The organism is Alkalihalobacillus sp. TS-13, assembly GCF_019720915.1.
In the GTDB taxonomy this organism is placed as follows: Bacteria; Bacillota; Bacilli; order Bacillales; family Fictibacillaceae; genus Pseudalkalibacillus.
This window is the reverse complement of record NZ_JAHKSI010000003.1, coordinates 86,691-113,570: the sequence shown is the minus strand read 5'-3', so window position 1 is coordinate 113,570 and position 26,880 is coordinate 86,691. Positions and strand designations below refer to the sequence as shown.

Sequence of the window (26,880 nt, the reverse complement as noted above, 5' to 3'; positions counted from 1 at the left end):
CTCGTGTATGTAAAAAACTAAAGACAACTCGCATAAGCAAGTTGCCTTAGTTGAATTTCTTTTTAATCCACCATAAAACCATGCTTGAATGGATCATTAGGATCAATCAAGATATTTTGGAATCCTGTAATGAATGCAGAGCCGGTAATCTCCGTTATAACAGCATCTTGATCACCAACTTTAACGTGTTTCAGTGCTTTGCCGATGAATTTCCCCCCTACAAATCCTTCACAAACAACCTGCTCGCCGATTTTCATCTCATCTCTCCCGACCATTCTCGCAACCATAGCAGTTGTTCCTGTCCCACCAGGAGATCGATCTGCTTGTCGATCACTGAAAACATGGACATTCTTATAATCTGCATCCGGGATTGTCGGTTTTCCATAAAAGGTGACAATATCAACTTTATTAATATAAGGTTTGGTAGGATGTTGAACTTTTACTTGACTATTTACATGATCCTTTATGATCTTCGCGAACTTCTTAAGTTGTGAACCATTTGATACGTGAATTACTTCTCCCACTTGGTCGACGTCCACCCAAGCAAAGTAATTTCCTCCATAGCTGATATCAACAGTGACGGTTCCAAGCTCTCCAGCGTCAATAGGGACATCTCGTTGCTCGAGGAACCCTGGTACATTCTTGAAGCTGACGGATTCTACGCGGCCATTTTCAATCTTCACTCTTGGATACACAAGTCCTGCAGGTGTCTCTAATACCAATTCCACCTCTGGTCCATTCACCTCGACAAGCCCCATTTCAACGATTGCTGTTGCAACACCGATTGTCGCATGACCACACATATTCAAAAAATTTGAGTTATCCATATAGATGACCCCGAAATCGATATCATCACTCGTAGGTGGCAGCAGGACCGCTCCAAACATATCACGGTGCCCCCTCGGTTCCTGAATCAAGGCATTTCTAAGCCAAACATAATGTTCAGCCATGTAATCTCGTTGTTCAGCCACTGTTTTACCCTTTAATTTAAGCAACCCACCATTAATGATTCGCGTTGGTTCTCCAAAAGTATGAGTCTCTATCGTTTGGAATACATTCGTAAAATTCAATTACAACAGCTCCCTGTCCTAAAGTTTATGAGATTAATAGTCTTGGCACATACAGCATAATATCAGGGATGAAAATCATACCCATAAGACTTACAAATAGTACAAGAATGAACCAGACGTTATAACGACTGACCTGCAGCATGCTGACTTTCGCTATAGCGGTTGTGATGTACAATCCACTTGCTACAGGTGGTGTCTGTTGCCCGATCGCCCATACAATGATGACAACCATTGCAAACTGCAATGGATCGATTGCAGTCGCTTGGACTAATGGCAAAAATAACGGGACGATGACTAGCACCATGACGGTCCCATCAAAGATAAATCCACCAATAAAGAGGATCAGACTTGCAATTAACATCAATTTCACTGGTGAATCACCAAAAGTCATCAGTGGTTCTAGCATCATTTGCCCAATTCCTAGAGCGGAAAAGGAATAGCCTAATATCTTTGCGGTTGCCACGATGAACATGACAAGCGCGGTGTTAATGACGCTTTCATTCAAAGCACTGATAAAACCTTTCCATGTTAATTCTTTGTAGATAATTCCTGCAATGATACCTACTAGAACTGCAATCGCTGCAGATTCTGTTGGTGTTGCAAATCCTGTCATGATTCCACCTAATATAGCAACAGGCACCAGCAATGCAGGAATTGCAACTACAAATGACTTTATAAAGAATTTGAAAGTGAATGGTTGCTCCGTAAATGTGTAGTTCTTTTTAAGAGAGATGATATAAACCACTATCATGTAGCCGATGGCAATGGTTATACCAATCGGAACCCCTGCTAGGAATAGACTTGCTACAGATAATCCTGAAATCGACCCATATAAAATCATCGGAACACTTGGAGGAATTACAATCCCAAGAGATGAACCAGCGGAGGTTACAGCTGCTGAAAAGCTCGGAGAATATCCCTTCTCCTTCATTGCTGGTATCATGATTTGACCAACAGCAGCACTTGCACCTGCAGCTGTACCTGTAATCGCCCCAAAGAAGACAGAAGCGACAACATTCACCATTGCAAGTCCTCCACGGACCATCCCTATGACGGATAATGCAAAATTGATTAGACGTTTCGAAATCCCACCATAGTTCATCAACGAACCAGCCAGCATGAACAATGGGATCGCAAGTAATGGAAAACTATTCGTTCCTAAATATAATTGTTGAAGCAATAACCCCATCGGAATATCCGCAAAGTAGACTAAGAAACCTAACGCTGTCAATCCCAGTGCGAACGCAATCGGGACTCCGAGAGCCAACAAGACCAAAATTGATATCAACATCAAGATTGGGAGCATTTTTCTCCCCCTTTCTTGGTTCCCTCGCTGTTTTGAGTTTGACCATTACTAATTCTCTTTATTTCAGAAAGGATCTGAGCCAAAATTTCTATAGTCATGAGAATGAAACTGATCCAAATGATCATGTAAGGCACCCTCATCGGAATATCTGTTACAGGCATACCGATATTTCCAGATTGTTGAATGAATGAGTACGCCCAGATAACCGTCAAAATCAGAAATATACCAATCAACCCTTTCGAAAGGAGTAATATATATGGCTTCAATCTCTCGGGAAGTTGATCTTGTAAAAAATCCATCTTTAAATGATTATCCTCAACAGTACATTGATAAGCTCCAAAAAACGTAATCCATATCATTGCAATCAATGACAGTTCTTCCGGCCAGGGAAGCGGGTTATTCAATACCTTTCTTGTTATCACTTGAAGAAATAGGATAAAAAACATGAAGAACAGAGCGAATATATTGATCGATTTAATTGTGGTATAGATGACATTCCGTAATCGTTTCATATGGTTGCCTATTGTTGTTCTTGTATGTCATTAATGATTTGCTCTGCATCGCTTCCTAATTCTTCAGTAACCATATCCCATACCGGTTTTGTCACTTCTTGGAAAGGTTTGATATCCTCGATGATTTGTACTTCCATACCTTTATCTTTCAAATCATTGATCATTTCTTCATCCTGCTTTTCATTCATTTCACGATTGATATCACGTCCTGCTTCAGCAGCTTCAAGAATCACCTTCTGATGTTCTTCCGACAGTCCATCCCATTTGTTTTTGTTAATGAATAACGTTGCAGGTGAATAGACATGATTGGTGATCGTCAAGTATTTTTGGACATCATAAAAGGATGCGCTGTGAATGACGGACAATGGATTTTCCTGGCCATCGATCGTGCCTTGCTGTAAGGCTGTAAACACTTCTGACCATGCCATTGGTAAAGGGCTTGCACCAAGTTCCTTGAACGTCTCCATTCTTACATCACTTTCAGGCACACGAATTCTTAAACCTTTAAAATCTTCCGGAGATTGGATTGGTTTTGTGTTATTCGTTACCTGTCTGAATCCATCTTCCCAATAGGCTAGGTGTTTAAGATTATGCTCTTCTAAATACGAACCTACCTTTTCTCCGATGGGACCATCTAACACTTCCCATGCTTGTTCTCTACTTTCAAAAATATACGGTAATGAGAAAATATCGACATGTGGGTTCATTTGGGCCATAGGTGTTGAGGAAATTCCGATATCGATCGTACCTACCTTCGCACCCTCCTGAATTTCTCGTCCAGACCCTGCAAGTTGTCCATTACCGTAAATTTTGACTTTGATTTTCCCATCTGTTTTCTCTTCTACAATCTTTTTGAACTCTTCAGCGCCATGTCCCCATGGATGATCGTTCGGCAGTTCATAAGCAAAGCTTAGTGTAGTAGATTCTTCTCCTGATGAACCAGTCCCTGAAGAACATCCTACTAACATGCCAAAACTTAGGAGTATAATACCAGCAAACTTCAAAAATTTCATTGTTGTCCTTCCTCCCCTTTAAGTAGTCGTTTCCGGAATGAACGAACCAAAAAGAATGATCACCACCTTGATAGAGTCTACCTATGAAACTGCTAATTCTCTTCGACCAGTTCGGTTTCCAAATCTTCAAGAACCACCTCTTCATATTCAGAAATACCTTTCAAGTGATTGGAGACAGCTTTTTGGACAGCTTCCTTATCACGATTTGCAAGCGCCTCATAAATTTCATGATGTTCTTTTATGGATCGGTTCACTAAACCTTTACGAGACATAAACGAATATCTGAAAGAAACAACATAATCATGCATGTTCTCGAGGATCTTGATGATCCTTGTAAACTTTGACGCTTTGATAATCGTTTGGTGGAATTCATCATTCACTCTCATCAAGCTTTCGACATCAAGCGTTTCTGCGTATTTCTCTGACTGTCGGATAAGCATTTTCAAATAATGTAGTTCATCATCCGTCAAATGATCCACTGCATATCTTGCAGCAAGCGGCTCTAGTTGTGATCTGATCAGATGAATTTCTTTGATGCAATCAGAAGTCACTCCCTTTACAAGGCAGAACTTTCTGGGATGTATTTCTACCAACCCTTCTTGTTCTAATCGATGAAGCGCTTCCCTTACAGGAGTTCTACTGACTCCTAGTTGATCTGCTAGATCAGCTTCAATGATTTTGTCTCCAGGTTTTAAGGAATGATTCAGGATATCTTTACGAACTTGTCTGAATACGCTTTCACGAATCGACAAGGTAGTGATCTTTGTCATAATTTTATCCGACCCCTTTCTTATTAACTTCACTATAAGGGATATTGTATCCCAGTTCAATATAATTTTTAGATAAATGTTAATTATCAGATAATTAATAGTGTATTTCCCTTGTTTTAACAACGGTTTTATGGGAATTTCCAAATTTATCTTCGTGAAACTTTATTTGTAAATCTGATTAATTTTAAATTGGGATACAATGTGTCACGAAAATAAGAGAGTTCCATCAAAAGGAACTCTCTACTAGATTTTTATTTGATTTTGATTGATTGTACCTGGTTCGGTTTAAGTTCTACTCGAATCGTATTATCTTTCTGCTGGAGTTCTTGTATCATCTCTTCATTCAGATTAACAAGAGCCGCTTCCTCTATACCATCAATCTGGTAATCTGTTTCGATTTCTCCCTCTGTCGCATTAAACATCCGCATCACCAGCGCATCTTCATTCTCTGCTTTTTTCACCGTGCTGAGTACAGCTTTCGGCTCTTCTTCCTGAAGCAGCGTATAACTTAATGGTGTACGATTTTCCGAAGCGTTCAGCTTCATCGCGTTGTACGGGATTTTGTTATAAGCCACCAGCGGTGTAAGATACTCTTTCGCTGCCCGTCCTACATTCGCTTCCAGTGTCGTCCCTTCATGCGTGAGGATCGCAAACTCGAGCTTCAGTTTGCCAAGCATTTGCGAGTCAGGAGTCGGCATTTTGATTCCGGATGGTCGGCCTGGTCTCCGGATCATTTCTGCTTTTCCGATATACCCGACGCTTCGGAACAGCGTGATCGCGATCGTATCATAGTCTTCCCCGACAATCTCGTATTCTCGGACACTATTCGTCAGCACACTGACCCCATAGTCGTCATTCGAGAGCCCGACAAAACTCAACATCGGATAGATCGGATCCGGGCGTTCACTCCAGTTCTCTTCTTCCCAAACATCCATGGCCTCATCATACACCGGCCTTTTGATCGAACCGAATTGGTTGTCTGATACTGAAAAAGAAGATTGCAAGCCTGTTGGGATATATGCACGAAGACGATGATCCTTCGCCTGGTTGTCCAGCTCACATGAAATCTCAATTCGTGGTTTGTCATTCGGAACCGTGATATGCAACGACACATCTACCTTACTATCGAGTGATCCGCGTTTTCTGCTTTCCAAATCCTCTGGCACGTCAAATGAATAGTTGATCGAAATCGTTCCCTCGTACCTATTTTGTGCGATTTCAACATGGGCATCCACCGAATCCGAATATAAAATCTCTTCATGCAGTAGTGGTGAATAATCATATTCATCGCCGTCATCTCCTCCATTTTCAAGAAGAAGCACCTGATCGAAATGCTGCTCCGTCCGTTTATCCAGCACTTTCAACGTTCCATTCGGATTGACGGAAATCGTGAAGTAATTGGTATCGACAACATCTTTCTGTTCGATTGTGTTCGTCATCTTCCGCTCTTCGTTCACGACAAACAGGGTCCGGTAACCCATCGCTGGGACTTTCCCTTTCCACTGGATCTTATACTTCATGAAGGTTTCATAGTTTCCGTAGTGGACGATCTGGCGGTCAATCAGCCCAGGATCGATTTCTTCTGAATGAACCACCTCGAACTCTTGATCTTCGCCATTTTCATCGACTAACCGGAAAGAGCCGTTCTTTGTGATCACGTCGGTCGTCATCACATCTTTCCGTTCATATGGAAGCAGATTGAATACCGTCAAACGATCGTCTTCCCGATCTGTTTCCATCGCATCAACGATTTTCCGCTTATAAAATTCAATCAACTGGTCGGTTTTCTCTTCCGCCAAGAACAACCTGTTCGCGATTTCCTGATGGACTTTATCCGAACAGCAACAGCCGATGCTGTCATGCGCATGGTTCTTCATGATCTCTTTCCAGATCAGCTCAATCAATCCATGGTGATACTCAAACCCGAGCTTATAAGCAATAGACGCTAGTGGCTCGAGAATATTCGTAATCTTATTTTCGACTCTTGTGTTGGCCGCTTTAATGTCTGCTCGTGTCGAAAAGATGCTCCGGTGGACACGCATGTACTTGCCATCAAGGAATTCACCTTCGATTTCGGGCAGATCCTCATGCTCAATCGCTTCGAATACCTCTTCAAATTTGCTTAAAAAGAAGTCACGGTCCGGGTAGAGCTTTTTCAATTTTTCCATGACCGGATAGATGTTCTGCTGGATCGGCATCTGATCATGCCCATTCGGGACAAGCAGATGCTCGGAATTCGCACCTTTATCAAGTACGGAGAAGTATTTGTCCATCCGCTCTTTCAATGCTTCCTCCTCTTCAGGCAGATACTTCCCGATCGCATACCCGAGCGGCAGCAGCTGGACGAGGACTTTCGAGCCGTCATCCGACTTCCAGTAAAACTCTGTCCGATCGGTTCCGTGACGTTCAGACGTCCCGCGCCAGAACATGCTGCGTTCGATGCCAAAACCATTCAGGATTTGCGGCATCTGAGCTGACTGTCCGAACGAATCCGGAAGGTAGCCGATCATCATCGGGTCCCCGAACTCCTTGCTGTCTTTTAGCCCATACAACAGATTGCGGACGATCGATTCGCCTCCAACCACCATTTCATCCGTCTGGGTATACCATGGACCGACGATCAGCTTTCCTTCCTGGACGAGCTTCTTCACTCGCTCTTTATTTTCAGGTTTTACTGCAAAATAATCTTCTAAAATGGACGTCTGGCCATCCAACACATAGTACGGATAATCCGGGTCATTCTCCAGACGCTCCATGATTTCTTCTATATTGTTCACGAGCAGGATCCGTGATTCTTCAGTTGAAAAATACCATTCACGATCCCAGTGCATATGAGGCACGATGTGGACTTGTTTCAATGTGAAAACCTACCTCTATTTATGAATTTGCGACTGCTTGCATTTGTGCTTCTTCACGATCTTCCTTCGTATCAGGCTGTTTCTTCAATTTGTTTTTCCGCGTGATGATGAGTAGCACCATTGAGATGAAGGCGCCGAGCAACGCTGCACCTAACCAGATCGCAGCGGCTACAAATAAGGCTGGACCTTCAAGAAGTGCGAGCGAGAAGATTCCTGCTCCGGGTACGTTTAATCCAATATCGAAGAAAGCGACAATCCCACCTGTCACAGCGGAACCTGCGATCAACGATGGAATGACACGGAGCGGATCATTGATCATGAACGGGATCGCACCTTCTGTGATCCCAGCAAGTCCGAGTAACCATGTTTGCTTTCCGACTTGCTGTTCCGGTTCTGTGAAATATTGCTTCCCGATGATCGTTGCTCCTGTTACGGCAAAGGCTGACACCATTTTGACCGATGCAAACGCTGCATATGGCATGATGTTTCCGCTCGCCATCGCACCGATACAGAACGTGTAAGCCGCTTTGTTCACCGGTCCGCCTAGGTCAAAGGACACCATCGCTCCGATGATCGCGCCAAGCAGGATCGCATTCGCGCCTGACATCCCTTCAAGCCAGCTGATCAATCCACTGTTCAGTGCTGCCAACGGTTCGCCGACAACAAACAGCATGATCGCACCGACGGACAATGTTCCTAACACCGGATAAAGCCAAAAGCTCACAAAGCCAGAGAACGTTCCGGACGTCTGGACGTTCTTTTTCAAAAACTTAATGATATAACCAGCAAGGAAACCACCGAGCATACCACCAAGGAAACCGCTTCCGATCAAGTTCGCACAGACCCCGGCTGCAAAACCAGGTCCTAGCGCCGGTTTATCACCGATCGAATACGCCATGTAAGCTGACAGAATCGGCACCATCAACGTTCCGAGCAACGTTCCGCCTAGCTCTCTGAACAACCAGAGCCATGAGCCTTCTGTTTCATAGAGTTCCTGAAGACCGAATGCTTGCGAAATGAGTACCGCAAAAGCCAGCGTCATCCCACCGGCGACAATGACCGGGATGATGTAGGAAATACCCGTCAAGATCGAATCTTTGATTTCAACCTTGAACGGCTTGTTTTCAGGTTCTTCCTCATAAGAGTCATCGATTTCTTCTTGTCGAGCGTTATTGACACCAGCATTTTCCGCCTTTTCGATCGCCTGCTTCAAGATGCCCTCTGCATTTTTAAGAGGAGCCGCGACGGATGTGGTAACCCGTGGCAAGCCAGCAAAACGCTCCTGGTTTTTCACCGCAACATCCGCTGCAAAAATGACTGCATCCGCTTTTCGAATCTGCGCTTTCGAATGCGCGTCTTCAATGCCATTCGCGCCTTGCTTTTCAACGACAACCTTTACACCCATCTCGTTCCCAGCACGGATAAGCGATTCTGCCGCCATATACGTATGCGCGATGCCAGCTGGACAAGCGGTTACGGCAAGGATCGTCCGTTCAAAAGAATCAGATGCTGTAGACTTTTCCTCTTCCTTCTGATCCAACGCTTGATACAGCTCTTCACTCGTTGAGGCATTTAGCAAACCAGCCATATAAGACGGATCTGCGAGTCTCGTTGTAAATTCAGATAGCAAAGAAAGGTGGGTTGAACCCGCTTCACTATCAGGTATCGCTAATAAAATCACCAATTGGACTTTGTTGTTTTCATCAATGCTCTCCCAATCATCCAATGGAGTCGGAAGTGTTGCTACGGCAAAAGCCGCTTCTTTTACAGCATCAGACTTTCCATGTGGAATCGCGAGCCCGCCTTCAAAACCTGTCGGGGATTGCGTTTCACGTTCCATCACAGCCTGGTAAAATGCTTCTACTGAGTTCAGTTTTCCGGCTTCACCCAACTGCCGGACCAGGTACCGGATCACTTCATCTTTCGTGTTGAAAGATTGACCTGTACTGATCAACTCGGGTGACGTCAATGTTTGTAATCGCACTGTGTTGCTCTCCCTTCTTCGATAAGGTCAGTAAATTGAGTTCATGGTAGCACATAGAAAGGAAGCGCTTTAATTTCTTCATATTATTACACAAACAAACAAAAAGAAAACGGTTACATGTGTATTTATACACACATTACACGTTTTCCCATAACTTATTCGATAACAGCTGCAACACCATCATGACCGGTGTTTTATCGGATATATTGTAGTTTTCAAGCATCTTTTTTGGAGAATAGAAAAATAATTTGAAGTCAGCTTTCTCTTGGAGTGGGTTTCGGGTGAAGTGAGTTAATGAAATGACCGTCACCCCTTTTTCCCTTGCGAGTTCCGCCATCTCAATCATCTGTTCGGTCTCACCGGAAATGCTGATCAGGAACAGCACGTCCTGTTTTCCTGCATGATTGATCGCATAAATCGCATCATGCCTGTGTAAAAAATAATCCGCCGTCTGCCCGCCGATTTTCAGATGGGTGGTGAGCACTTCACAGAATGGCAGGTTATCCCCTACACCGAAAATGTAGATATTACGGGATTGGAGTAGCTGTTTCGTCACCTGACGGATCAGATCATGATCAATCAGCTCCAATGTCCGGTTCATGTTGTACGGGATCGTCCCCTCTTCAGCTTCACTCTCCAACCGCTGTTCCTCTTTCAGTTCATTCTTCAACTGCGAAAAACCATCATACCCAAGCTTCTTCGATAACCGGGTAATCGTATTCGGAACAGTGAACAACTCCTTCGCCAACACCTGGATCGACATCTCAATCACCTGATCCCGATGATCCAGCATATACTCAACAATTTGATCATCCGTATCATTTAATTTGTACTCGTATTTATGGGCACGTTCCTTTAAATTCACCTACACCCCACCACCCTTCATGCACAGCATTTCTTAGTAGGTTTTATTTTAACATGAGATATTTCAATGGTATGTTTTCTTATTATGTATAAATGATGCAATTAGTATTTTTTGTTAATTGTGTTATAATTTACACAAATGTTATATAGGGGGAGTTCAATTGAATGTTCAAGGATTTAAGAATGCTGTTGATACTTTAAGGCTTTACCACCGAATAAATAATAGTGATTTTAATTTAAGTGATAGTGATAATAAAACGAACCTCATTGATAAGTTATATGTTGATTTATTACCTAATTATGGTCTTTATGGTCAAATGATTTCCAATAATACCACTTTTTTAATTGGAAGAAGAGGTACAGGTAAATCCACTATTTTTGCATATGCTCAGAGCCAAATACATCAAACCAAAGAAAATTTATCTGTTTATATTAATGCCAAGTCCGTTCATGAACTTTCTAAAGTTGAAAACCTTGGTATTGATTTTAACGATTTAAATGGAACCCTAAGTTCAACAGATTTAAGAAGATTGCTATTAATTAGAAACTTTCTAAAAGTATTTAGGAAAAGCCTAAAGGATGAACTTAGTAGAGAAAGTAACGGATTTATAGAAAAAGTTAATAACTATTTTCGTGATAAAAGACTTCAAAAAACACTAGAAAATTTAGATAATATTGTAGAAAATCCAGAATTAATAAATATTAGTAAAGCAATTAATCAAAATACTGTTACTAACGAAACTAGGGAATCAATAGCTGAAATAAAAGCAGCTTTACAAAACATAGATGCTAAGATAAACAATAAAAATATCGAGAGTCAAGAAATAAGTACATCAAATATTTTAGCAAGATATTTTAATTTAAAAGAAGTTGTTAGTTCTATTGAAGAAATACTACATATATGTAATCGTAGCAAACTATATATCTTTATTGATGATTTTTCGGAATTAGAAAAAATTGATATGGCTTCTTTTGTTGATGTTATAATTAGTCCTTTATATCACTTAGGTAAAGAGAATGTAAATTTAAAAATAGCAGCTTATCCTAATAGAACATATTTTGGTGATTTAGACTCTGGAAAATACGATTTAATAAATATAGATATGTTTAATATATATAGAAAAGACAATATTAGCAGTACTGAAAAAGCTGCAACCACATATACACAAAGGATTATTGAAAATAGAATAAATCATTATTGTAATACAAGTGTAGAAGAATTCTTTGATACCAAATCACTTTCAATAGCGGAATACTATAAACTATTATTCCATAGTTCTATGAACATTGTTCGGGTATTAGGACACATACTTTATAACTGCTGGTTGTCAAATATATCTCAAGGAAAAAAGATAAATCGGTCTGCTATTGAACTTGCAAGTGAAAAATACTACTTGGATCACACAGCCAGTTATTTTAGTAAAAACAAGCATTCTAAAGGTGTTTTTGATGATAAGGTAGATATTCATGTACAAGAAAATTTACTTACTTCATTAGTACAACATGCTCAAGAAAATAAATACGAATTAAAGAACCTTGATAATTCATACTTCTCTGATTTATTAGTGGTACCAACAAGTCATTTTTTAACTCAACCTGATTTAGATAACATGTTAGCTTCTTTAGAATTTAATGGTTTTATCCATAAGGTTAATGAGTTAGCAGCAAAAGGTAGAGATCAAAAAAGCGTTAAAAATAATACAAACTATCTCTATGCCTTCGATTATGGATTATGTGTCTATGAAAAAATTCTTTATGGAAAACCAGAAATTAAAGATTCAAAATTTTATCAACAACGAGCATTTGATTATACTTCATTTATATTAGAAAATTTAAAAGAAAGTAAACAAATCGTATGCAAAAATTGTAATGCAAAGTATTCTATTGATGATTTAGATATTTTTGAAAGATTTAAAATGAAATGTATGTCTTGTGAGGATGGTAGATGTCAGGTAAAATATAGCGAAGAATTGTTAAGACTTGTTGAATTAGAAATTGAACATGCTATTTGGACTAAAGATGAAATAGAAATACTACAAGCAATACATTTGTTTAATATCAACAATCCTTCCACAAAAATTACAGCAAGTATGATTGCAGAAGAAATTGATAGAACGCATCAATTTGTTGCTTGGAGATGTAAAGAATTAGCAACCGATGGTTTCATGTATAGAAAAGATGGTAATCCTTATACTTATGAAATTCCATCAGAAACTGTTGTAAAGTTAAAAGATATGGGAATTATTGATAAGGCTAATACAAATTTATAACTTTAGTAGTCTAAACAAATTGATCAACGGTTCATGAACCGTTGATCAATTTGCTTTATTTACATTTAAAATCCATAGGGAAAAAATATGCTTTTTTATGATTTATATTTTGTCATATGGTGATTTTAGTAAGAAGCCAAATACTAGTGTATTATGTCCCACAATACGTTACATATGGTCGATCTGTTTTCGGTGGTTGTGCACAATATTCTTCCTGTTCTGGAGTATATGCGTATGGATTTGATAATGCGTTCAGTAACCTCTCCATAACACTGTAGTCGCCTCTTTCCACCGCTGCTTCTAGTGCTTCTTCCACTCGGTGATTCCGTGGAATCAGGGCTGGATTATTGTCCTTCATTAGTTGATAGGCCTGGTCTTTCGATTCCTCTTGTCTTTCGAGTCTTTCCTGCCAGTGCTTATGCCACTGGGTAAATTTCTCCGCTTTAAACAGATCTGAATCATCCAGGTTATCAAACGTCAATGCTCGGAATGTATTCGTATAGTCAGCTTCATGTTCCTGCATGAGTTTTAGCAGGTCTTCAAATAAGGATTCATCCTCTGCTTCCTCGTTGAAAATTCCGAGTTTTCCTCGCATTCCAGAAAGCCAGTAGGCATTGTAAAAACCAGAAAATTTTCCGATTTCATTTTCCGCAAGTTTAACCGCCTCATCTTGCTCTTCGTGAAGGAGTGGCAGTAGCGTTTCTGCAAGCCGTGCCAGATTCCATGCACCGATCGCTGGTTGATTGCGATAAGCATATCGACCCTGAGTATCGATTGAACTGAATACAGTTGCAGCATCGAACGTATCCATGAATGCGCATGGTCCATAGTCGATTGTCTCGCCGCTAAGCGTCATGTTATCGGTGTTCATCACCCCATGAATGAAGCCGACGAGCTGCCATTTTGCGATCAATTCAGCCTGACGCTTCATTACTTCCTTCAATAAAATCAGGTAGCGGTCCTCACCTTTATCTTTTAGATACGGGTAATGGCGGTCGATTGTATAGTCAGCGAGCGCCCGAAGGTCTTCATCGTTTCCCCTTCCTCTCACATATTGAAAGGTACCGACTCGAATATGACTGGACGCCACTCGGGTAAGGATTGCACCAGGCAGTTGTTTTTCACGAATGATCTGCCCTCCGGTTGTCACAACTGCAAGACTTCGGGTGCTTGGAATCCTTAGCGCATGCATCGCTTCACTGATGATATATTCGCGCAGCATCGGTCCAAGTGCCGCCCGACCGTCGCCACCCCGGGAATATGGCGTCCTGCCTGAACCTTTCAGCTGAATATCGACACGATCACCATCAGGCGTGTTCTGTTCGCCGATCAGCATCGCCCGGCCATCACCGAGCATCGTAAAATTCCCGAATTGGTGCCCTGCATAGGCTTGAGCAAGAGGAAATGCACCTTCTGGCGTTTCGTTGCCTGCAAGAACGGCAACTCCCTCCTCACTTTTAAGATCTTCAACATTTAGGCCGAGTTCTTCTGCTAATGATTCATTCAGCTTGACCAATTCTGGAGCGCGTACCGGTAATGGTTCAATCTTTGAGTATAGATCTTTTGGGAGACGTGCATAGCTGTTGTCCAAGTTCCATCCTGGTTTAGTCATGTTCATTCTCTCCTTCTTGTTTGTCTTATGTATCCTGTTTTCTTACATGAATAATCGTCTTTAGTGTTACCTTTACCATTTTCATCTACTCTAACACATTCGGATCCATAAAATTAAAAATGAGAAGGGTGCTTTGCTCAGGAAGCACGAGAACCGCCCCCAACTTTATTCCCACTTAAACACATAGCTTGCGAGTGCGAATCCTCCGATAAGCCAGGCGCCGAGGATCAGGGTTTCTATACCTAATTGTAAGATTGGTGTACCGATGTTCATTGTTTCTCTTAGAGCGGAGCTAAGATGTGCAATCGGCAGGATTTTGACAATCGGTTGGATCCAATCGGGCATGTTGCTGATCGGGAAGAATACGCCCCCAAGGAACAACATTGGAAAAGATGCAAACCCGGCAATTGGACCAGCACTTTCCGGATTTTTCGCAATGCCTGCGATAATGAAACCGACCGCCATGAAGGCGAGCGTTCCCAGTGTGATAAAAAAGATGACTGCCAGCCAGGAACCGACTACATTAATATTGAAGATTAGGTCTGCGATCAAAACGACGAGCAAAGCTTGTGTTCCATTCAAAAGTAAACGCGCGGTGATCTGGGCTGCGATAAAAGTGGAGGCTTTCAATCTCGTCCCTTGCATTCTTCGTAAAATGCCGCGTTCACGCCAGGCTGAAATTTGGCCAGCCACGCCATTCATGTTGTTGTTCATAATCATCATTGCGACAATTCCAGGCACGAGGAAATCGATGTATCGGATGTTGAGTGACTCGATCCCCACCTTTTTGACGGTTACTAATGGCTTATAATCGACCAACTTTTTGCTATATTGATCAATGATTCCGTTCACGACCGTGAGCCCTAGCTCAGAGGTTGAGAGGTTTTTCTCATTGTAATAGACCGGTATCGAAAAAGTTTGATTTTGATCCTTCAAGCTTGCTTCATAGCCTTTAGGGATGGCAATGAGTAGCTGGATATCCCCATTTTCGACAGCTTCTTTTCCGGCTTGAACTTTTTCATAAGAAGTCGTTTCGATTCCTTCATTTTTATCAAACAAGTCTTTTAAGGTTTTCGATCCTTCCGTTTGATCCAGGTCAACGATTCCTGCTGTTAAAGACAGTGAATTCCCACTACCGACAAAGGATCCAAGCGCGAGCATTAAAATGACCGGAAAGAGTAACGTGAAGAACAAGACTTGTTTATTTCGGGCAAAAATACGGAGTTGTGCTAACGTTAACTGCCAGTATGCTCTCATGATTCTCTGAGGCTCCTTCCTGTCATATGTATGAAGACATCTTCCAATGTCGCAGTCCGCGTTTGCAGATCCTCAATATTCAGATTGTGTTCTGAAGATACTTGGATCAAGGATGTTAGCGCGAGCTGAAGGTCGTCCGTATAGAGCTGTACGAAGGTATCCTTGATGGATACTTCTTCGACGCCATCCATTTCCATGAACCACTTTCGTTCAGGAGGATTGGTCAACCGGAATTCAACAGTGCTCGTTGACTGCAATTTTTTTACGAGATTAGTAGGTGTGTCGAGTGCGATCAGTTCTCCTTGATCCATGATGCCGATCCGGTCGCAGAGCACATGGGCTTCATCCATATAATGTGTGGAGAGGATGACCGTTTTCCCCCGCTCCTTCAAACGCAAGACAATATCCCATAACGTTCTTCTAGCTTGCGGATCGAGTCCAGTTGTAGGCTCATCAAGAAAAACAATTTCCGGATCATGAATCAGTGCCAGTGCAATCGCCAAGCGTTGCTTTTGTCCCCCGGAGAGGCTTTTGATTCTATCATTCTGCTTTTCCGTTAAAAGCATATCGCTGATCAATTGCGGGATGTCTACATGAGTCGGGTAAAAGCTTGCATATAAGTGTAGAATCTCTTCTACTTTTAATAGTTCAAATAAAGAGGTGGATTGGAGCTGTACACCAATGACCTCTTTGACTTGATTCACTTGTTTTCGAACATCATAGCCTGCTAGTGTCGCCGTTCCTTCATCAGGCTTTCTCAGACCGACCAGCATTTCGATCGTTGTCGTCTTCCCAGCCCCATTCGGTCCAAGCAAACCGAAAATTTCTCCTTTATGAACCTGGAATGCCACTCCGTTCACCGCAACAAAAGAACCATAGCGTTTCACCAGCCCTTTTACATCCACCATCGTTTCATTTTGCATAAGGTACCCCCATTTAGTTATGTATAGAAAAAAGACATTATTGACCTTTCAGGATGATATTTCCATTATACGCCATGATGGCCCTCTCGCAAATTCCGTCCATTTTCCCCAAAAGAGGACTAGTCCTTCAACACATTCGGATTGAAAAAATGAGAAGGAAGCACGAGAATCTTCCCCAAATCGTCCAAATTTCGACTATTTTTTTCCTCTAAAGCAGGAATAGTCTGTGTGCTTGTATAATATTATTTCCATAAATGAAGAAATTTTGTTATTTTTCTGACATTTAAGTAAAAGAGAAAAAGGAGGATTGTCAAATGAGTCAGGGGTTAGAGCAACAAGCGCGTGAGCAGTGGAAATCGCGTACAGGGTTCATGTTGGCGGCAATGGGTTCCGCAATCGGTTTGGGTAACATTTGGAAGTTCCCTTATATTACGGGGGAATATGGTGGAGCAGCCTTTATCATCGTTTATTTGATTTGTATCGCTGTAATCGGAATACCCGTCATGCTCGCTGAATTTGCGGTTGGGCGAAAGACGCAGAAGGATGCAGTCGGTTCCTTCCAGGAGCTGACGCCTGGTAAACCATGGTATGTGACAGGGATTTTCGGGGTCATGGCGGCATTCCTGATCCTATCATTCTATGGCGTCGTTGCGGGATGGTCTTTATCGTATACGACAAAAGCAATGAGCGGAGACCTTCTCTCTGTTCCTGCTGAGCAGATGGGGGATCACTTCGGTGGATTCATCGGAAACGCACTTAGTCCGATTTTATGGCAGACCTTATTCATGGCGATCGTTATCATTGTTGTTGTGAAAGGGATAAAAGAAGGTATTGAGAAATGGAATAAAATCTTGATGCCTACCTTAGGCGTTCTCTTGCTTATCTTAGTCATTCGTGGTGTAACACTGCCTGGTGCAGGCGAAGGGGTCGCGTTCCTCTTCTCCCCAGACTTCTCAGCGCTCAGTGGAGAAGCCATTCTCGTCGCTTTAGGCCACGCCTTCTTCTCCCTAAGTTTAGGGATGGGGACGATGATCACTTATGGAAGCTATGTACCGAAAAATGTCAAACTTCCTACGGCAGCGACTGGGGTCAGCTTAGCTGATACTGGTTTTGCTTTATTAGCAGGATTAGCAATCTTCCCTGCCCTTTTCGCATTCGGAATGGATCCAGGAGCAGGACCTGGACTGATCTTCATCACGCTTCCAGCAGTCTTTGAGTTGATGCCATTCGGACAGTTCTTTGCTGTCTTGTTCTTCTTACTGATTTCTGTAGCGGCACTTACGTCTGCCATTTCGATTTTGGAAGTTCCGGTTGCGTACTTCATGCGGAAATTCGAATGGACCCGTAAAAAGGCAACATGGATTCTCGGAACGATCATTTTCTTATTCGGAATCCCTTCCTCCCTTTCATTGGGCGCATGGGGCGAATTCACGATCTTCGGTAAAGTATTCTTCGATGCCGTCGATTTCTTAGCTTCTTACATCCTCTTGCCATTAGGCGGTATGTTCATCGCTCTGTTTGCAGGATGGGCGCTTGGCAAGCAGAAATCGCTTGAAATCGGAGGATTTGGCGAAGGCAGCGTTTGGGGTAAACTTTGGATCTTCTCCTTACGTTTCGTCTCTCCAGTACTTATCGCGCTTGTGTTATTGTATTCAACAGGGGTCATTTGATTTGGGGACGGTTCTCCTGCTTCCTGACCGAAGCAGAAGAACCGTCTTTTTTTGTGCACCTTTTACGCGATGATGGTCGGCGCGCCAATGCTGAACCGTCTTTTTAATTTCATCTGGTGAAAGGTTTTCTGATCTTGCACGTTCAACCAGATCCAGGTATTTCTCATCTGAAGCAAATCGAAGCGCAATGACTTGCTTATGGGTAAGCTTTAGGTCTTCATAGATACATGTTGTTATAGATGGGTATCGCTCTGCGGAAACATATGCATTACTCATCTAATTTCATTTTTGGAAAAATAATGATTACATCTGTGCCTTTGCCTACTTCACTCATTATTTCCACTTTGCCTTTCATTTTTTTAATAATAGTGAATGAAACCATGGTCCCGAGACCTGTTCCCTTTTCTTTTGTTGAATAGTACGGTGTCCCAAGTCTCTGGATTTGCTGGGGTGACATTCCAACACCAGTATCTTTTATATACATAACAACATTATCATTTAGTTGTTTTGCCTTAATGTCTAAAATACCACCGCTTTGCATTGACTCGATGGCATTCTTGCCGATATTAATTAAAGCCTGACGAAATTTTTGTTTATCTCCAACGATGGATAATTCGCCATTTTCAGGGTACTCTGTGTTTATATGTATATTATTATAGTTGGCATAGGTTAAAAGGGCATTCGATATATGGCTGACTTCATCAATTACGTTGATCGTTTCAATGATTTCGTTATCTGGTTTTGCAAGTGAGAGATAATCAGAAATAATTAGATCTGCACGGTCCAATTCATCAAGACATATTTTTTGAAAATACTCCCTCTTTTCCTTATCTTGATCAGTGTCCCCCAATAATTGTATAAAACCTCTTACAGATGTTAACGGGTTTCGTACTTCATGGGCCACGGAAGCGGCCATTTCACTAACCATTCTTATTTTCTCACTTTTATAAACTTCATATTGCATATGAAAATATCTATTCAGAAATTCAATTAAGTAGACACAAGCACCAATAATAATCCCCTGTACTAGATAAGTTTGTATTGTATCTATAAAACTATTGAACATCAGATCAAACCGCTGAATATATGCAAGATATAGTGAAATTGTGATCAGTTTCATAAGCGAACATAACATGACTGCTACGATTATTTTTTGATAAATTCTTAAATTACCATAACTTCTAAGAGAATAGAGAACAATGAATAAACTAGGCAACACGGCCATGAGGTAAAGTAGATTGTCTGGATTCCCCAAAATAAACCGATATAAAACCAGAACACAATACAATGTGATCGCGACTGGTACCCCGCCATATAAAGACCCTATTATTACTGGAATAGACCGGAAATCATAGGTTACTCCGTTTACATCTATGGGAAGGGACATAACGAGGATTAAGATTAATGAAAAGAGAAAGCCTAGCATGATACGGTATAATACAATGTTGCTTTTAAATTTATGTACATACGGATAAAAAACTAAGGGAGATAAGATAAAGAAAATATTTAATATGAAATCTTTAAGATACTCAACCATTGAATGCCCCCACTTTTCAGATCGCATTTTCTTTCTGAGAAAAAATATTATCAATTGATATTTCGACAAATAGCTTTTCTATCCTTTAAAATACTCCACCTGTGTGGAGTGTAATTGACCATAATCAAATTTCCCTATCTCAGAAAGTAAAAAAGCAGATGAATTGGGGACGGTTCTCCTGCTTCCTGACCAAAACCACGGGGACGGTTCTCTAGCTTCCTGACCGAAGCAAAAGAACCGTTTTTTTTGTGCCCCTTATACGCGATGATGGTCGGCGCGCCAATTCTGAACCGCCTTTTTGATTTCATCTGGTGAAAGGTTTTCAGACAATGCACGTTCAACCAGATCCGGGTATTCATCATCTGAAGCAAATCGAAGCGCAATGACTTGCTTGTGGGAAAGCTTCGGGTCCAATAGATTCCCCGTCAACCGATAAAAGCGGAAGGTCTCCTCGTCCCGGATGATCCGATCCTGGAGTTTGAGTACATATAGTCTTAATTTGATGACAATAAGGATGACCGTGATGAGCATCGATAGGATGACAAGGCTGAGCAGCAGCTGACTCCCGATGTTTTGGATAATGAAGATGATCGATAAAATCAGCATGATGAGAGTGAGAAGTCCGATTCCTCTATGGTATAAGGGATCAATCATTCTATGATTCTTATAGTTTTGTTCGTTCAATATGCTAACCTCCTATTTTTTAATCTAGCTTGTACTTAAAAAGTATACCGTTGTTTTCGTTCTTTTAGAACTGAAGAAAAACAGTGTGGCCCCCCCTGATTCCATCATTACCTCTCAGCATCCGTTTGGTCCTATGTAACAATTAGGCGGTTTCAACATACAATAATTCAGGTGAATTGACCATATTTTTGCAAGAAGGTGTTTATTTGAGACAAAATCAAATGTGGCAATCGGTTTTGATGGAGTTAAGACGTAGTCTGTTTAGTGAAGAGATGGTTTGTTCCATGAGTACGCAGTTGTTCCATATTCCTGAAACGGAAAATTTGCAAGGTAATGCAGAAATGCATGAAAGTCTTGTTCCCGCCTCTTATCATCGAGTGACCGCGAGTGGTTCGGCACAACGATTAGCAAACGGGGAACAAGAGATATCCATCGTGCAAACCCTGGTAGGTTGCATACAAAATGCTGAACAACGAGATCGTAACGTACGGAACGGATTGAACGTCATGAGAGAGGCAGCTCCTAATTCTTACAAACCGTTTATCCAAAACATTCAACGGTGGCAAGATCAGGCTGAACAAAATCTACAAAATGCAAAACAAATGACTATGCAAATCATAGGTCCCAATATGGCACAAAAACAGTCTCCATAAGGAAAAAATGGTTCCCTATTCATCAAGGGAACCATTTATATTGGAAAACAACTGATTAGACAACCCCTATGTTAAAATAGAAGAATCGTTCTTTATGAAACTCACATCTTAGGCAGCATAGGAGTGTACGATTGATGAATAAAAAAGACATAGCGGGTCTCCGCAGACAATTAAAAGTGGATAATGATTTATTGAAGATCTCTGACATTTTTAACGTGTATATCATGAAAGAAACAACAGATATTTATCATCATCAAAGCCAGCCGTTCGAAATGCTGGATAAGGACCAGCAGGAGCTTTTCATTAATAACTTTAAGAAACTGCTGACAGGACAGTTAGATGAAAAGTTGTTTGAACTGAAATTCAAGCGAGAAGCAGACAGTCAGCTCATTTTACATAAAGGGTTACTGAGCAGCGAAGTCGAGGACTGGAAGGATCAAATGCTTCAAATGACTGAAAAAATGATCAAAGACCATCCGTATGAAAAAGATGTTGTCATCACCTTCATTAAAGCTGAATACTTGAAGCCAATGAAAAAACGTAATGAAGAAGCTGAGGAAAGTGAACGGGACGCGGTTTACTCCCACCCCTTCATCCTTTGCAGCATCAACAAAACACAGGAATCGAAAAAAGAGTTGGTGTTCGACTATGTCGAGAAGCAGTTCAAATACAACATCGATGTAGATTCAGTCATTGATCTTGCCACACCGATGACAGGATTTCTTTTCCCTTGCTTCTCCAACGGTGCATCCGACGTGAACCATGTTTTATACGCTTCTGAGAAAACGAATGAACCTGATCATAGATTCACAGAAGAAGTCCTGAACAGTGAACATACGATAACAGCGAAAGAGGATAAAGAAGTGTTTGAGGAAGTGATGAGGGATGTAATGGGCGACCAGCTTACCCCCTCTACCCTTGCGAACGTTTATCGAGAAATCAATACGATGGTCGAAGAAAACGAAGAAGATGAAGAACCGAAGCTCGATTACAAGAATGTGGAGCGTGTCTTGAACCAAAGCGGAGGTGAACAAGTCGATTCCGAAAAAGTAAAAGCCGCTTTCGAGAGAATCACCGAAAACGAATCCTATGAACTGAAAGCAAGCAGCGTCGTACCAAAATACAAATCAAAATCGATCAAAATCCAAACGAAGGTAGCGAATATCTCCATCAGCCCACAAGACCTCGAATACGTCAGGCAAGTCAATTACAAAGGGAAACGCTGTATCATGATCGAAATCGAAGAAGATGCAGAAATCGAAGGATTCAAGATGCTTCCTGAGGCTTTTGGGGAGTGAAGCATGGGTGAAGCAGGGAAGTATGGGGACGGTTCTCCTGCTTCGGAAGCACCAGAACCGTCCCTGCCAAACCATTTTGTGCTAAAGTAAATGTGTGACCACTTTTACCAGGATGAGGGATTTCATGTATAAAATAATGATGATTGAAGACGATGAAAAGATCAGACGGATTGTCGCTGATTCATTGAAAAAGTGGCAGTATGATGTGGTGGAAGTATCCCGATTTGACCAGGTGCTGACTGAATTTGAGCAGAAAGATCCCCACCTCGTTCTATTGGATATCAATCTTCCGGTTTTTGATGGATATTACTGGTGCCAGCAGATACGCTCCATTTCTAAAGTGCCGATCATCTTCCTTTCATCGAGAGATCAGAATATGGATATCATTATGGCGATCAATATGGGTGGAGATGATTTTATCCAGAAGCCATTTGATTTGGATATCCTATTAGCTAAGATCAATGCCCTTCTCCGTAGGAAATATGCCTATCAGGAAGACGAGAACATTCGATTCTACCATAGGGGTATGAGATTGAATGTTACCAATTCCACAATCGAATATAAAGGACAAACAACAGAATTGAGCAGGAATGAATTCATCCTTTTACAATTGATGATGCGGAATCTCGGAAAAATTGTTTCGCGCGAAGACTTGATGCAAGCACTATGGAATGAAGACCAATTCGTCGATGACAACACACTCACCGTGAACGTGAACCGGTTACGTAAGAAAATAGCTGCTCTTGGACTTGAAGCGTTCATTGTCACCCGTAAAGGAATGGGGTATTTGATCGAATGAACTTCTCACGCTATCTATCCTATGAAAAGCCTTATGTCTATCTATATCTAACTGGATTTCTGATCTCAGCTGCAGTATTCTTCACAGGCACCAATGGCAGTTTGGTCTGGGGAACATTCTTCTATGCCTTTACCTTGTCTTCGATTGTGTTGCTAGGATATTTATTATTTCGCTACCAGCAACATATACGTGTGATCCGTAGAATGAAAAGTGAGGATTATGAAAGCTTGTCCCTGGAAGGAGAATTCGCTAAAGCCCACATCGATGAGCTGAAAAAACAACATATACGGGATATGAATAGGATTCAAGACAAACAGAAGGAGCATTATGATTTCATCGTTTCCTGGTTCCATGAAATCAAAACGCCGATTTCGGTTCTTCGCCTATTACAGCAAACCGATATGGATGCCAATAGCTTAAGGGAAGAGATTGCGAAGATTGAAAATTACGTCGATCAAGCTCTTTATTACGCCAAGCTCGACAGCTTCAATCAGGATTACGATATCCAAAATTGTGACCTCATCCAGATTTCGAAAGAGAGCATCAAGGCTCATTCGAAAACCTTCTTTTCAAAAAAAGTACGAATGGATATAAAGGCAGATGCACTCAAGGTTCAAAGTGATCCTAAATGGCTGAAGTTCATCGTCAATCAGTTAGTGACGAATAGTCTGAAATATACTGAACATGGCGGGGAGATTGCCATATCAGCATTCGAATCCCCCAAAGAAAAACAGCTGCTGATCCGTGACAACGGGATTGGGATCAGCCAAAAAGATCTGCCTCGGATTTTCAATCGTGGCTTTACCGGAGAAACGGGACGGACGCATACGAAGTCCACCGGGATGGGTTTATATTTGGCCCAACAATTAGCGAACAAGCTCGGCCATCATATCACCTGTACATCTAAGGTCGGCGTATATACCCAATTCATTATTCACTTCCCGATCGATAGCGATCCGTATTTAGCATTACAAAAAACACATGAGGAGTAAAATACCCATCATGTGTTTTTTTCGTTGATGATTTTGTAGTAGATCGATGTTGATGATACGTAAAAGATGAAATACGTCAACACATACAATCCCATGACAGAAAATATGATCGTCGTTAAGGACGGTAAATCTTTTATCACCAGTATGACGGTGTAATATAAAAGATACCAGCTGTGTACCAACCCAAGTATAAGCGGCGGTAAAAAGACGAACAGTAATTGTTTCCGGATGATCTTTTTGATTTCTTTGTCGCCGACGCCGATTTTCCGTAATATTGCGTAGTGCTCCCGCTCTTCTGTAGCTTCGCGTAACTGCTTGAAGTAAATGACACTGCCTAAGGCAAATAATGCAATGACTGCAAAAAACGCGACAGAGAACAATAGTAAAGATGACGACTCAGTATCAATGGAATACATATCGATATAGGCTGAATAATAGGCTCCATCTTTTTCCGTGACGATATCGTAAATGTTTCGGGATACGTCATTGGATGTTTTCGGATCTTCGATTTTATAAATTTCAAATGAAGAAAGGGTATGATTTTCTTTTAAGTCCTCAAAAGCATTGTCTGAAATAACGAGTGCAGAAGGTTGAGGATCGGTATCTCCACTTGGACTCGTCGGGATGCTTAATAACGGGTATCGTATTTTTTCGACTACCCGGAATGTTTCATCTTCAAAAACGGTAATTTCAGGCAGAGGGCTTTTATATTTTGTCGGTTTATCTATTCCTCTCGATAGGACAATGGCTTCTGCCCCTTCTATATCTACTTTTTCACCAACTTCACGTAAATCGACTATTGCATTTAATTGCGACTCAGGGAAAAGGTAAAACTCCTCTGTGTAATATTCGGGATGGCTATAAAACGTTTTTCTGTTTGGGATTTCTTCTGTTCGAATTCCCGTGATTGTTTCATGATCGATAATGGGATGTGAGTCATTCATGATTTCTTCAATTTGTTTTTGCGTCTCAGCATCCTGGGTCGAAAAGGCAATATGGTTTGGAAATTCTTTTTTTACAACCTCACCTTTCACGGCGTAATCCACAGCGATAAATCCGACTGAAAAGATAACAATGGCACTGATCAGTGAATTGAAGGTAAAATTTATTGTATTTCCTTGAATCGAAAATCGAAGGGAAGAAATCCATAACATTTTGTTGCCATTGAAATAATTTTTACTCCGACTCATTTTTTGTAATATCCAACCGGTAAACTGGCGGAAAAATAAATACGTTCCGACAATCATCGCAATTGTTGTAGCAATCATTGTCTCTTTAAAATGGTCTTTCCAAATGTCTGTATCTCCGGCTATGGTAATCGTGTAGTAGGACGCAACAATCAAGATGATCGACAAGATCGCCAAAGGCATGGAAAATGTAAGCGGTTTTTCCATTTTTTCTTTTGCATGAAACAATTCGACTAATTGTACGCGACGGACGCTGAAATAACTTTGAACCGTAATAAAAACGATTAATAAAGCGAATAACACAACAGTCGAGACGATCGCTTCAATTGGAAAAGAAAAAGAAATCTCCTCATTGTAGTGCATCAAGTTCATTAAGACCATTCCGAAAAATTTCGAAAGCAATCCACCGATCAATATGCCGCAGGTTACAGAAATCGCGCTTAAAAATAGCGTTTCAAAAAAGACCATTGTGGCAACTTGTCTTTCTTTCATTCCGTAAAGTAAATACATGCCAAACTCTTTTTTGCGCTGCTTCATAAAAAATGAGTTTGCGTACATAATGAAGAACACGATAAACAAAAAAACGATAACCGAGGCAATGGAAATGACCGTTTTGTAGTTTTCTTTATTTTCAATTGCTGCAACAACATCATCGTTGAACATTAAACCTGAAAAGGTAAAGTAAATGACAACCCCAACAAGCATGGAAATGAAATATATGGTATACAAACGGAAGTTCCGTTTCATATTCCTCCATGATAAATCGATTAAATTCATCTTCGGTCGCCCCCTATGGTGCTTTGAACCGTCAGGATCCGGTCGAAGAATTCTTTTACCGATTGTTCTCCTTTAAACATTTCATTTACGATTTTCCCATCCTTGAGAAATATCACACGTTCGCAATAACTTGATGCATACGGATCGTGGGTAATCATGAGAACCGTGGTCCCAAATGCCTCATTGAGAAATTGAATTTGCTCTAACAATTGGGTAGCAGACCGGGAATCTAGTGCACCCGTCGGTTCATCGGCAAACACGATCCCTGGATTGGTGATGATCGCCCGTGCTGCTGCCGTCCGCTGCTTTTGACCGCCAGAAATTTCAGACGGATAATGCTCTAAAATCGAGTCAATATTCAACGCATCAATCAATTTCGATAACCGCTTCTCCATTTCTACAACAGGTGTTTTTTGTAACGAAAGTGGAAGCAGGATATTTTCTTTCACTGTTAATGTATCCAGTAGATTGTAATCTTGAAAAAGAAATCCCATTCGTTTTTGCCGGAATTCCCTCATGTCCTTCCTTTTCAAATCCAATAACGATTTCCCTTCGATCCAAACATCCCCGCCGTTAAAGGTGTCGATGGTTGAGAGGGTGTTCATCAATGTCGTTTTTCCTGATCCAGAAGGGCCCATGATCGCGGTGAATTCCCCCTGTTCAATTGTCAAATCGATATTTTTTAAGACTGGTGTTTTTCCGTAAGATTTCGATAAATTCTTTGTCTGTATAATGCTTGTCATTGTTTCAACCTCCTTCACCACCTTACTATACCGGCTACCTTACCCGCCATCCATCGAAGTAACAATATCTAAAGTGACATTTTTGTCATGTTGAAGGTTCA

General features: G+C 41.3%; 22 protein-coding genes. 6 read left to right on the top strand and 16 right to left on the bottom strand.

Features of this window, described 5'->3' with window-relative positions; translation table 11 throughout:
* Positions 1–62: 62 nt before the first annotated feature.
* The 8 genes from KOL94_RS19625 to KOL94_RS25685 all read right to left on the bottom strand — a co-directional run bounded on the left by KOL94_RS19625 (position 63) and on the right by KOL94_RS25685 (position 10,378).
* Positions 63–1,070: a proline racemase family protein gene (locus KOL94_RS19625; protein ID WP_221568373.1), complete on the bottom strand. Its 1,008-nt coding sequence runs from the start codon at positions 1,068–1,070 to the stop codon at positions 63–65.
* Positions 1,071–1,095: 25 nt separating this feature from the next.
* Complete coding sequence (locus KOL94_RS19620; RefSeq protein ID WP_221568372.1) at positions 1,096–2,361, bottom strand: TRAP transporter large permease; 1,266 nt, start codon at positions 2,359–2,361, stop codon at positions 1,096–1,098.
* Positions 2,361–2,888: a TRAP transporter small permease gene (locus KOL94_RS19615; protein WP_221568371.1), complete on the bottom strand. Its 528-nt coding sequence runs from the start codon at positions 2,886–2,888 to the stop codon at positions 2,361–2,363. Before KOL94_RS19615 ends, KOL94_RS19620 begins: the two co-directional genes overlap by 1 nt.
* An 8-nt stretch (positions 2,889–2,896) precedes the next feature.
* Positions 2,897–3,901, bottom strand: a complete 1,005-nt coding sequence (locus tag KOL94_RS19610; RefSeq protein ID WP_221568370.1) for a TRAP transporter substrate-binding protein — start codon at positions 3,899–3,901, stop codon at positions 2,897–2,899.
* Positions 3,902–3,993: 92 nt separating this feature from the next.
* Positions 3,994–4,671 carry a GntR family transcriptional regulator gene (locus KOL94_RS19605; protein WP_221568369.1) on the bottom strand — a complete coding sequence of 226 codons (678 nt, stop codon included), beginning with the start codon at positions 4,669–4,671 and terminating at the stop codon, positions 3,994–3,996.
* A gap of 251 nt (positions 4,672–4,922) precedes the next feature.
* A complete protein-coding gene (gene mngB / locus KOL94_RS19600) occupies positions 4,923–7,529 on the bottom strand; it encodes a mannosylglycerate hydrolase (RefSeq protein WP_221568368.1) in 2,607 nt (868 codons plus the stop codon).
* A gap of 19 nt (positions 7,530–7,548) precedes the next feature.
* Positions 7,549–9,513 (bottom strand): PTS 2-O-a-mannosyl-D-glycerate transporter subunit IIABC, encoded by a 1,965-nt coding sequence (mngA, locus tag KOL94_RS19595; protein WP_221568367.1) that lies wholly within the window; start codon positions 9,511–9,513, stop codon positions 7,549–7,551.
* 136 nt (positions 9,514–9,649) lie between these two features.
* Complete coding sequence (locus KOL94_RS25685; RefSeq protein ID WP_221568366.1) at positions 9,650–10,378, bottom strand: MurR/RpiR family transcriptional regulator; 729 nt, start codon at positions 10,376–10,378, stop codon at positions 9,650–9,652.
* A gap of 160 nt (positions 10,379–10,538) precedes the next feature.
* Between KOL94_RS25685 and KOL94_RS19585 the strand changes: the two genes are divergently transcribed.
* A complete protein-coding gene (locus KOL94_RS19585; protein ID WP_221568365.1) occupies positions 10,539–12,647 on the top strand; it encodes a zinc ribbon domain-containing protein in 2,109 nt (702 codons plus the stop codon).
* A 151-nt stretch (positions 12,648–12,798) separates the two neighbouring features.
* Here KOL94_RS19585 and KOL94_RS19580 read toward each other — a convergent pair whose 3' ends face one another.
* The 3 genes from KOL94_RS19580 to KOL94_RS19570 form a co-directional block, all read right to left on the bottom strand.
* On the bottom strand, positions 12,799–14,259 hold the full coding sequence (locus KOL94_RS19580) for a protein adenylyltransferase SelO (protein ID WP_260412547.1): 1,461 nt from the start codon (positions 14,257–14,259) through the stop codon (positions 12,799–12,801).
* Positions 14,260–14,424: 165 nt separating this feature from the next.
* Positions 14,425–15,516 (bottom strand): ABC transporter permease, encoded by a 1,092-nt coding sequence (locus KOL94_RS19575; protein WP_221568363.1) that lies wholly within the window; start codon positions 15,514–15,516, stop codon positions 14,425–14,427.
* Entirely contained in the window at positions 15,513–16,439 is a 927-nt protein-coding gene (locus KOL94_RS19570; protein ID WP_221568362.1) for an ABC transporter ATP-binding protein, read from the bottom strand. The genes KOL94_RS19575 and KOL94_RS19570 overlap by 4 nt, the downstream gene beginning before the upstream one ends.
* 314 nt (positions 16,440–16,753) lie before the next feature.
* Here KOL94_RS19570 and KOL94_RS19565 point away from each other — a divergent pair, with 314 nt between their 5' ends.
* Positions 16,754–18,109 carry a sodium-dependent transporter gene (locus KOL94_RS19565; RefSeq protein WP_221568361.1) on the top strand — a complete coding sequence of 452 codons (1,356 nt, stop codon included), beginning with the start codon at positions 16,754–16,756 and terminating at the stop codon, positions 18,107–18,109.
* On the opposite strand, the gene KOL94_RS19560 is transcribed toward KOL94_RS19565, so the two are convergent.
* The 3 genes from KOL94_RS19560 to KOL94_RS19550 form a co-directional block, all read right to left on the bottom strand.
* Positions 18,092–18,385, bottom strand: a complete 294-nt coding sequence (locus KOL94_RS19560; RefSeq protein WP_221568360.1) for a DUF6526 family protein — start codon at positions 18,383–18,385, stop codon at positions 18,092–18,094. The two genes, KOL94_RS19565 and KOL94_RS19560, sit on opposite strands and share 18 nt — an antisense overlap.
* Positions 18,378–19,646, bottom strand: a complete 1,269-nt coding sequence (locus tag KOL94_RS19555) for a sensor histidine kinase (RefSeq protein ID WP_221568359.1) — start codon at positions 19,644–19,646, stop codon at positions 18,378–18,380. The genes KOL94_RS19560 and KOL94_RS19555 overlap by 8 nt, the downstream gene beginning before the upstream one ends.
* Before the next feature lie 255 nt (positions 19,647–19,901).
* A complete protein-coding gene (locus KOL94_RS19550; protein WP_221568358.1) occupies positions 19,902–20,330 on the bottom strand; it encodes a DUF6526 family protein in 429 nt (142 codons plus the stop codon).
* Positions 20,331–20,536: 206 nt separating this feature from the next.
* On the opposite strand from KOL94_RS19550, the gene KOL94_RS19545 reads away from it, so the two are divergent.
* The 4 genes from KOL94_RS19545 (at position 20,537) to KOL94_RS19530 (ending at position 24,072) form a co-directional block, all read left to right on the top strand.
* A complete protein-coding gene (locus KOL94_RS19545) occupies positions 20,537–20,983 on the top strand; it encodes a hypothetical protein (protein ID WP_260412546.1) in 447 nt (148 codons plus the stop codon).
* 134 nt (positions 20,984–21,117) lie between these two features.
* Positions 21,118–22,281 (top strand): DUF4317 domain-containing protein, encoded by a 1,164-nt coding sequence (locus tag KOL94_RS19540; protein WP_221568357.1) that lies wholly within the window; start codon positions 21,118–21,120, stop codon positions 22,279–22,281.
* Positions 22,282–22,405: 124 nt separating this feature from the next.
* Complete coding sequence (locus KOL94_RS19535) at positions 22,406–23,080, top strand: response regulator transcription factor (RefSeq protein WP_221568356.1); 675 nt, start codon at positions 22,406–22,408, stop codon at positions 23,078–23,080.
* Positions 23,077–24,072, top strand: coding sequence for a sensor histidine kinase (locus KOL94_RS19530; protein ID WP_221568355.1), 996 nt, complete (start codon positions 23,077–23,079; stop codon positions 24,070–24,072). The genes KOL94_RS19535 and KOL94_RS19530 overlap by 4 nt, the downstream gene beginning before the upstream one ends.
* Positions 24,073–24,080: 8 nt before the next feature.
* Here the strand turns inward: KOL94_RS19530 and KOL94_RS19525 are convergent, their stop codons facing one another.
* Positions 24,081–26,036 (bottom strand): ABC transporter permease, encoded by a 1,956-nt coding sequence (locus KOL94_RS19525; protein ID WP_221568354.1) that lies wholly within the window; start codon positions 26,034–26,036, stop codon positions 24,081–24,083.
* Positions 26,033–26,779 (bottom strand): ABC transporter ATP-binding protein, encoded by a 747-nt coding sequence (locus tag KOL94_RS19520; protein ID WP_221568353.1) that lies wholly within the window; start codon positions 26,777–26,779, stop codon positions 26,033–26,035. The genes KOL94_RS19525 and KOL94_RS19520 overlap by 4 nt, the downstream gene beginning before the upstream one ends.
* Between the last annotated feature and the right edge of the window lie 101 nt (positions 26,780–26,880).

Bases quoted from the DNA above. Each gene is read 5' to 3' on its own strand.
- KOL94_RS19620 (WP_221568372.1), bottom strand. From the start codon at position 2,361: ATGTTGATATCAATTTTGGTCTTGTTGGCTCTCGGAGTCCCGATTGCG.
- KOL94_RS19615 (WP_221568371.1), bottom strand. From the start codon at position 2,888: ATGAAACGATTACGGAATGTCATCTATACCACAATTAAATCGATCAAT.
- KOL94_RS19610 (WP_221568370.1), bottom strand. From the start codon at position 3,901: ATGAAATTTTTGAAGTTTGCTGGTATTATACTCCTAAGTTTTGGCATG.
- KOL94_RS19605 (WP_221568369.1), bottom strand. From the start codon at position 4,671: ATGACAAAGATCACTACCTTGTCGATTCGTGAAAGCGTATTCAGACAA.
- KOL94_RS19580 (WP_260412547.1), bottom strand. From the start codon at position 14,259: ATGACTAAACCAGGATGGAACTTGGACAACAGCTATGCACGTCTCCCA.
- KOL94_RS19575 (WP_221568363.1), bottom strand. From the start codon at position 15,516: ATGAGAGCATACTGGCAGTTAACGTTAGCACAACTCCGTATTTTTGCC.
- KOL94_RS19570 (WP_221568362.1), bottom strand. From the start codon at position 16,439: ATGCAAAATGAAACGATGGTGGATGTAAAAGGGCTGGTGAAACGCTAT.
- KOL94_RS19565 (WP_221568361.1), top strand. From the start codon at position 16,754: ATGAGTCAGGGGTTAGAGCAACAAGCGCGTGAGCAGTGGAAATCGCGT.
- KOL94_RS19560 (WP_221568360.1), bottom strand. From the start codon at position 18,385: ATGAGTAATGCATATGTTTCCGCAGAGCGATACCCATCTATAACAACA.
- KOL94_RS19555 (WP_221568359.1), bottom strand. From the start codon at position 19,646: ATGGTTGAGTATCTTAAAGATTTCATATTAAATATTTTCTTTATCTTA.
- KOL94_RS19540 (WP_221568357.1), top strand. From the start codon at position 21,118: ATGAATAAAAAAGACATAGCGGGTCTCCGCAGACAATTAAAAGTGGAT.
- KOL94_RS19535 (WP_221568356.1), top strand. From the start codon at position 22,406: ATGTATAAAATAATGATGATTGAAGACGATGAAAAGATCAGACGGATT.
- KOL94_RS19530 (WP_221568355.1), top strand. From the start codon at position 23,077: ATGAACTTCTCACGCTATCTATCCTATGAAAAGCCTTATGTCTATCTA.
- KOL94_RS19525 (WP_221568354.1), bottom strand. From the start codon at position 26,036: ATGAATTTAATCGATTTATCATGGAGGAATATGAAACGGAACTTCCGT.
- KOL94_RS19520 (WP_221568353.1), bottom strand. From the start codon at position 26,779: ATGACAAGCATTATACAGACAAAGAATTTATCGAAATCTTACGGAAAA.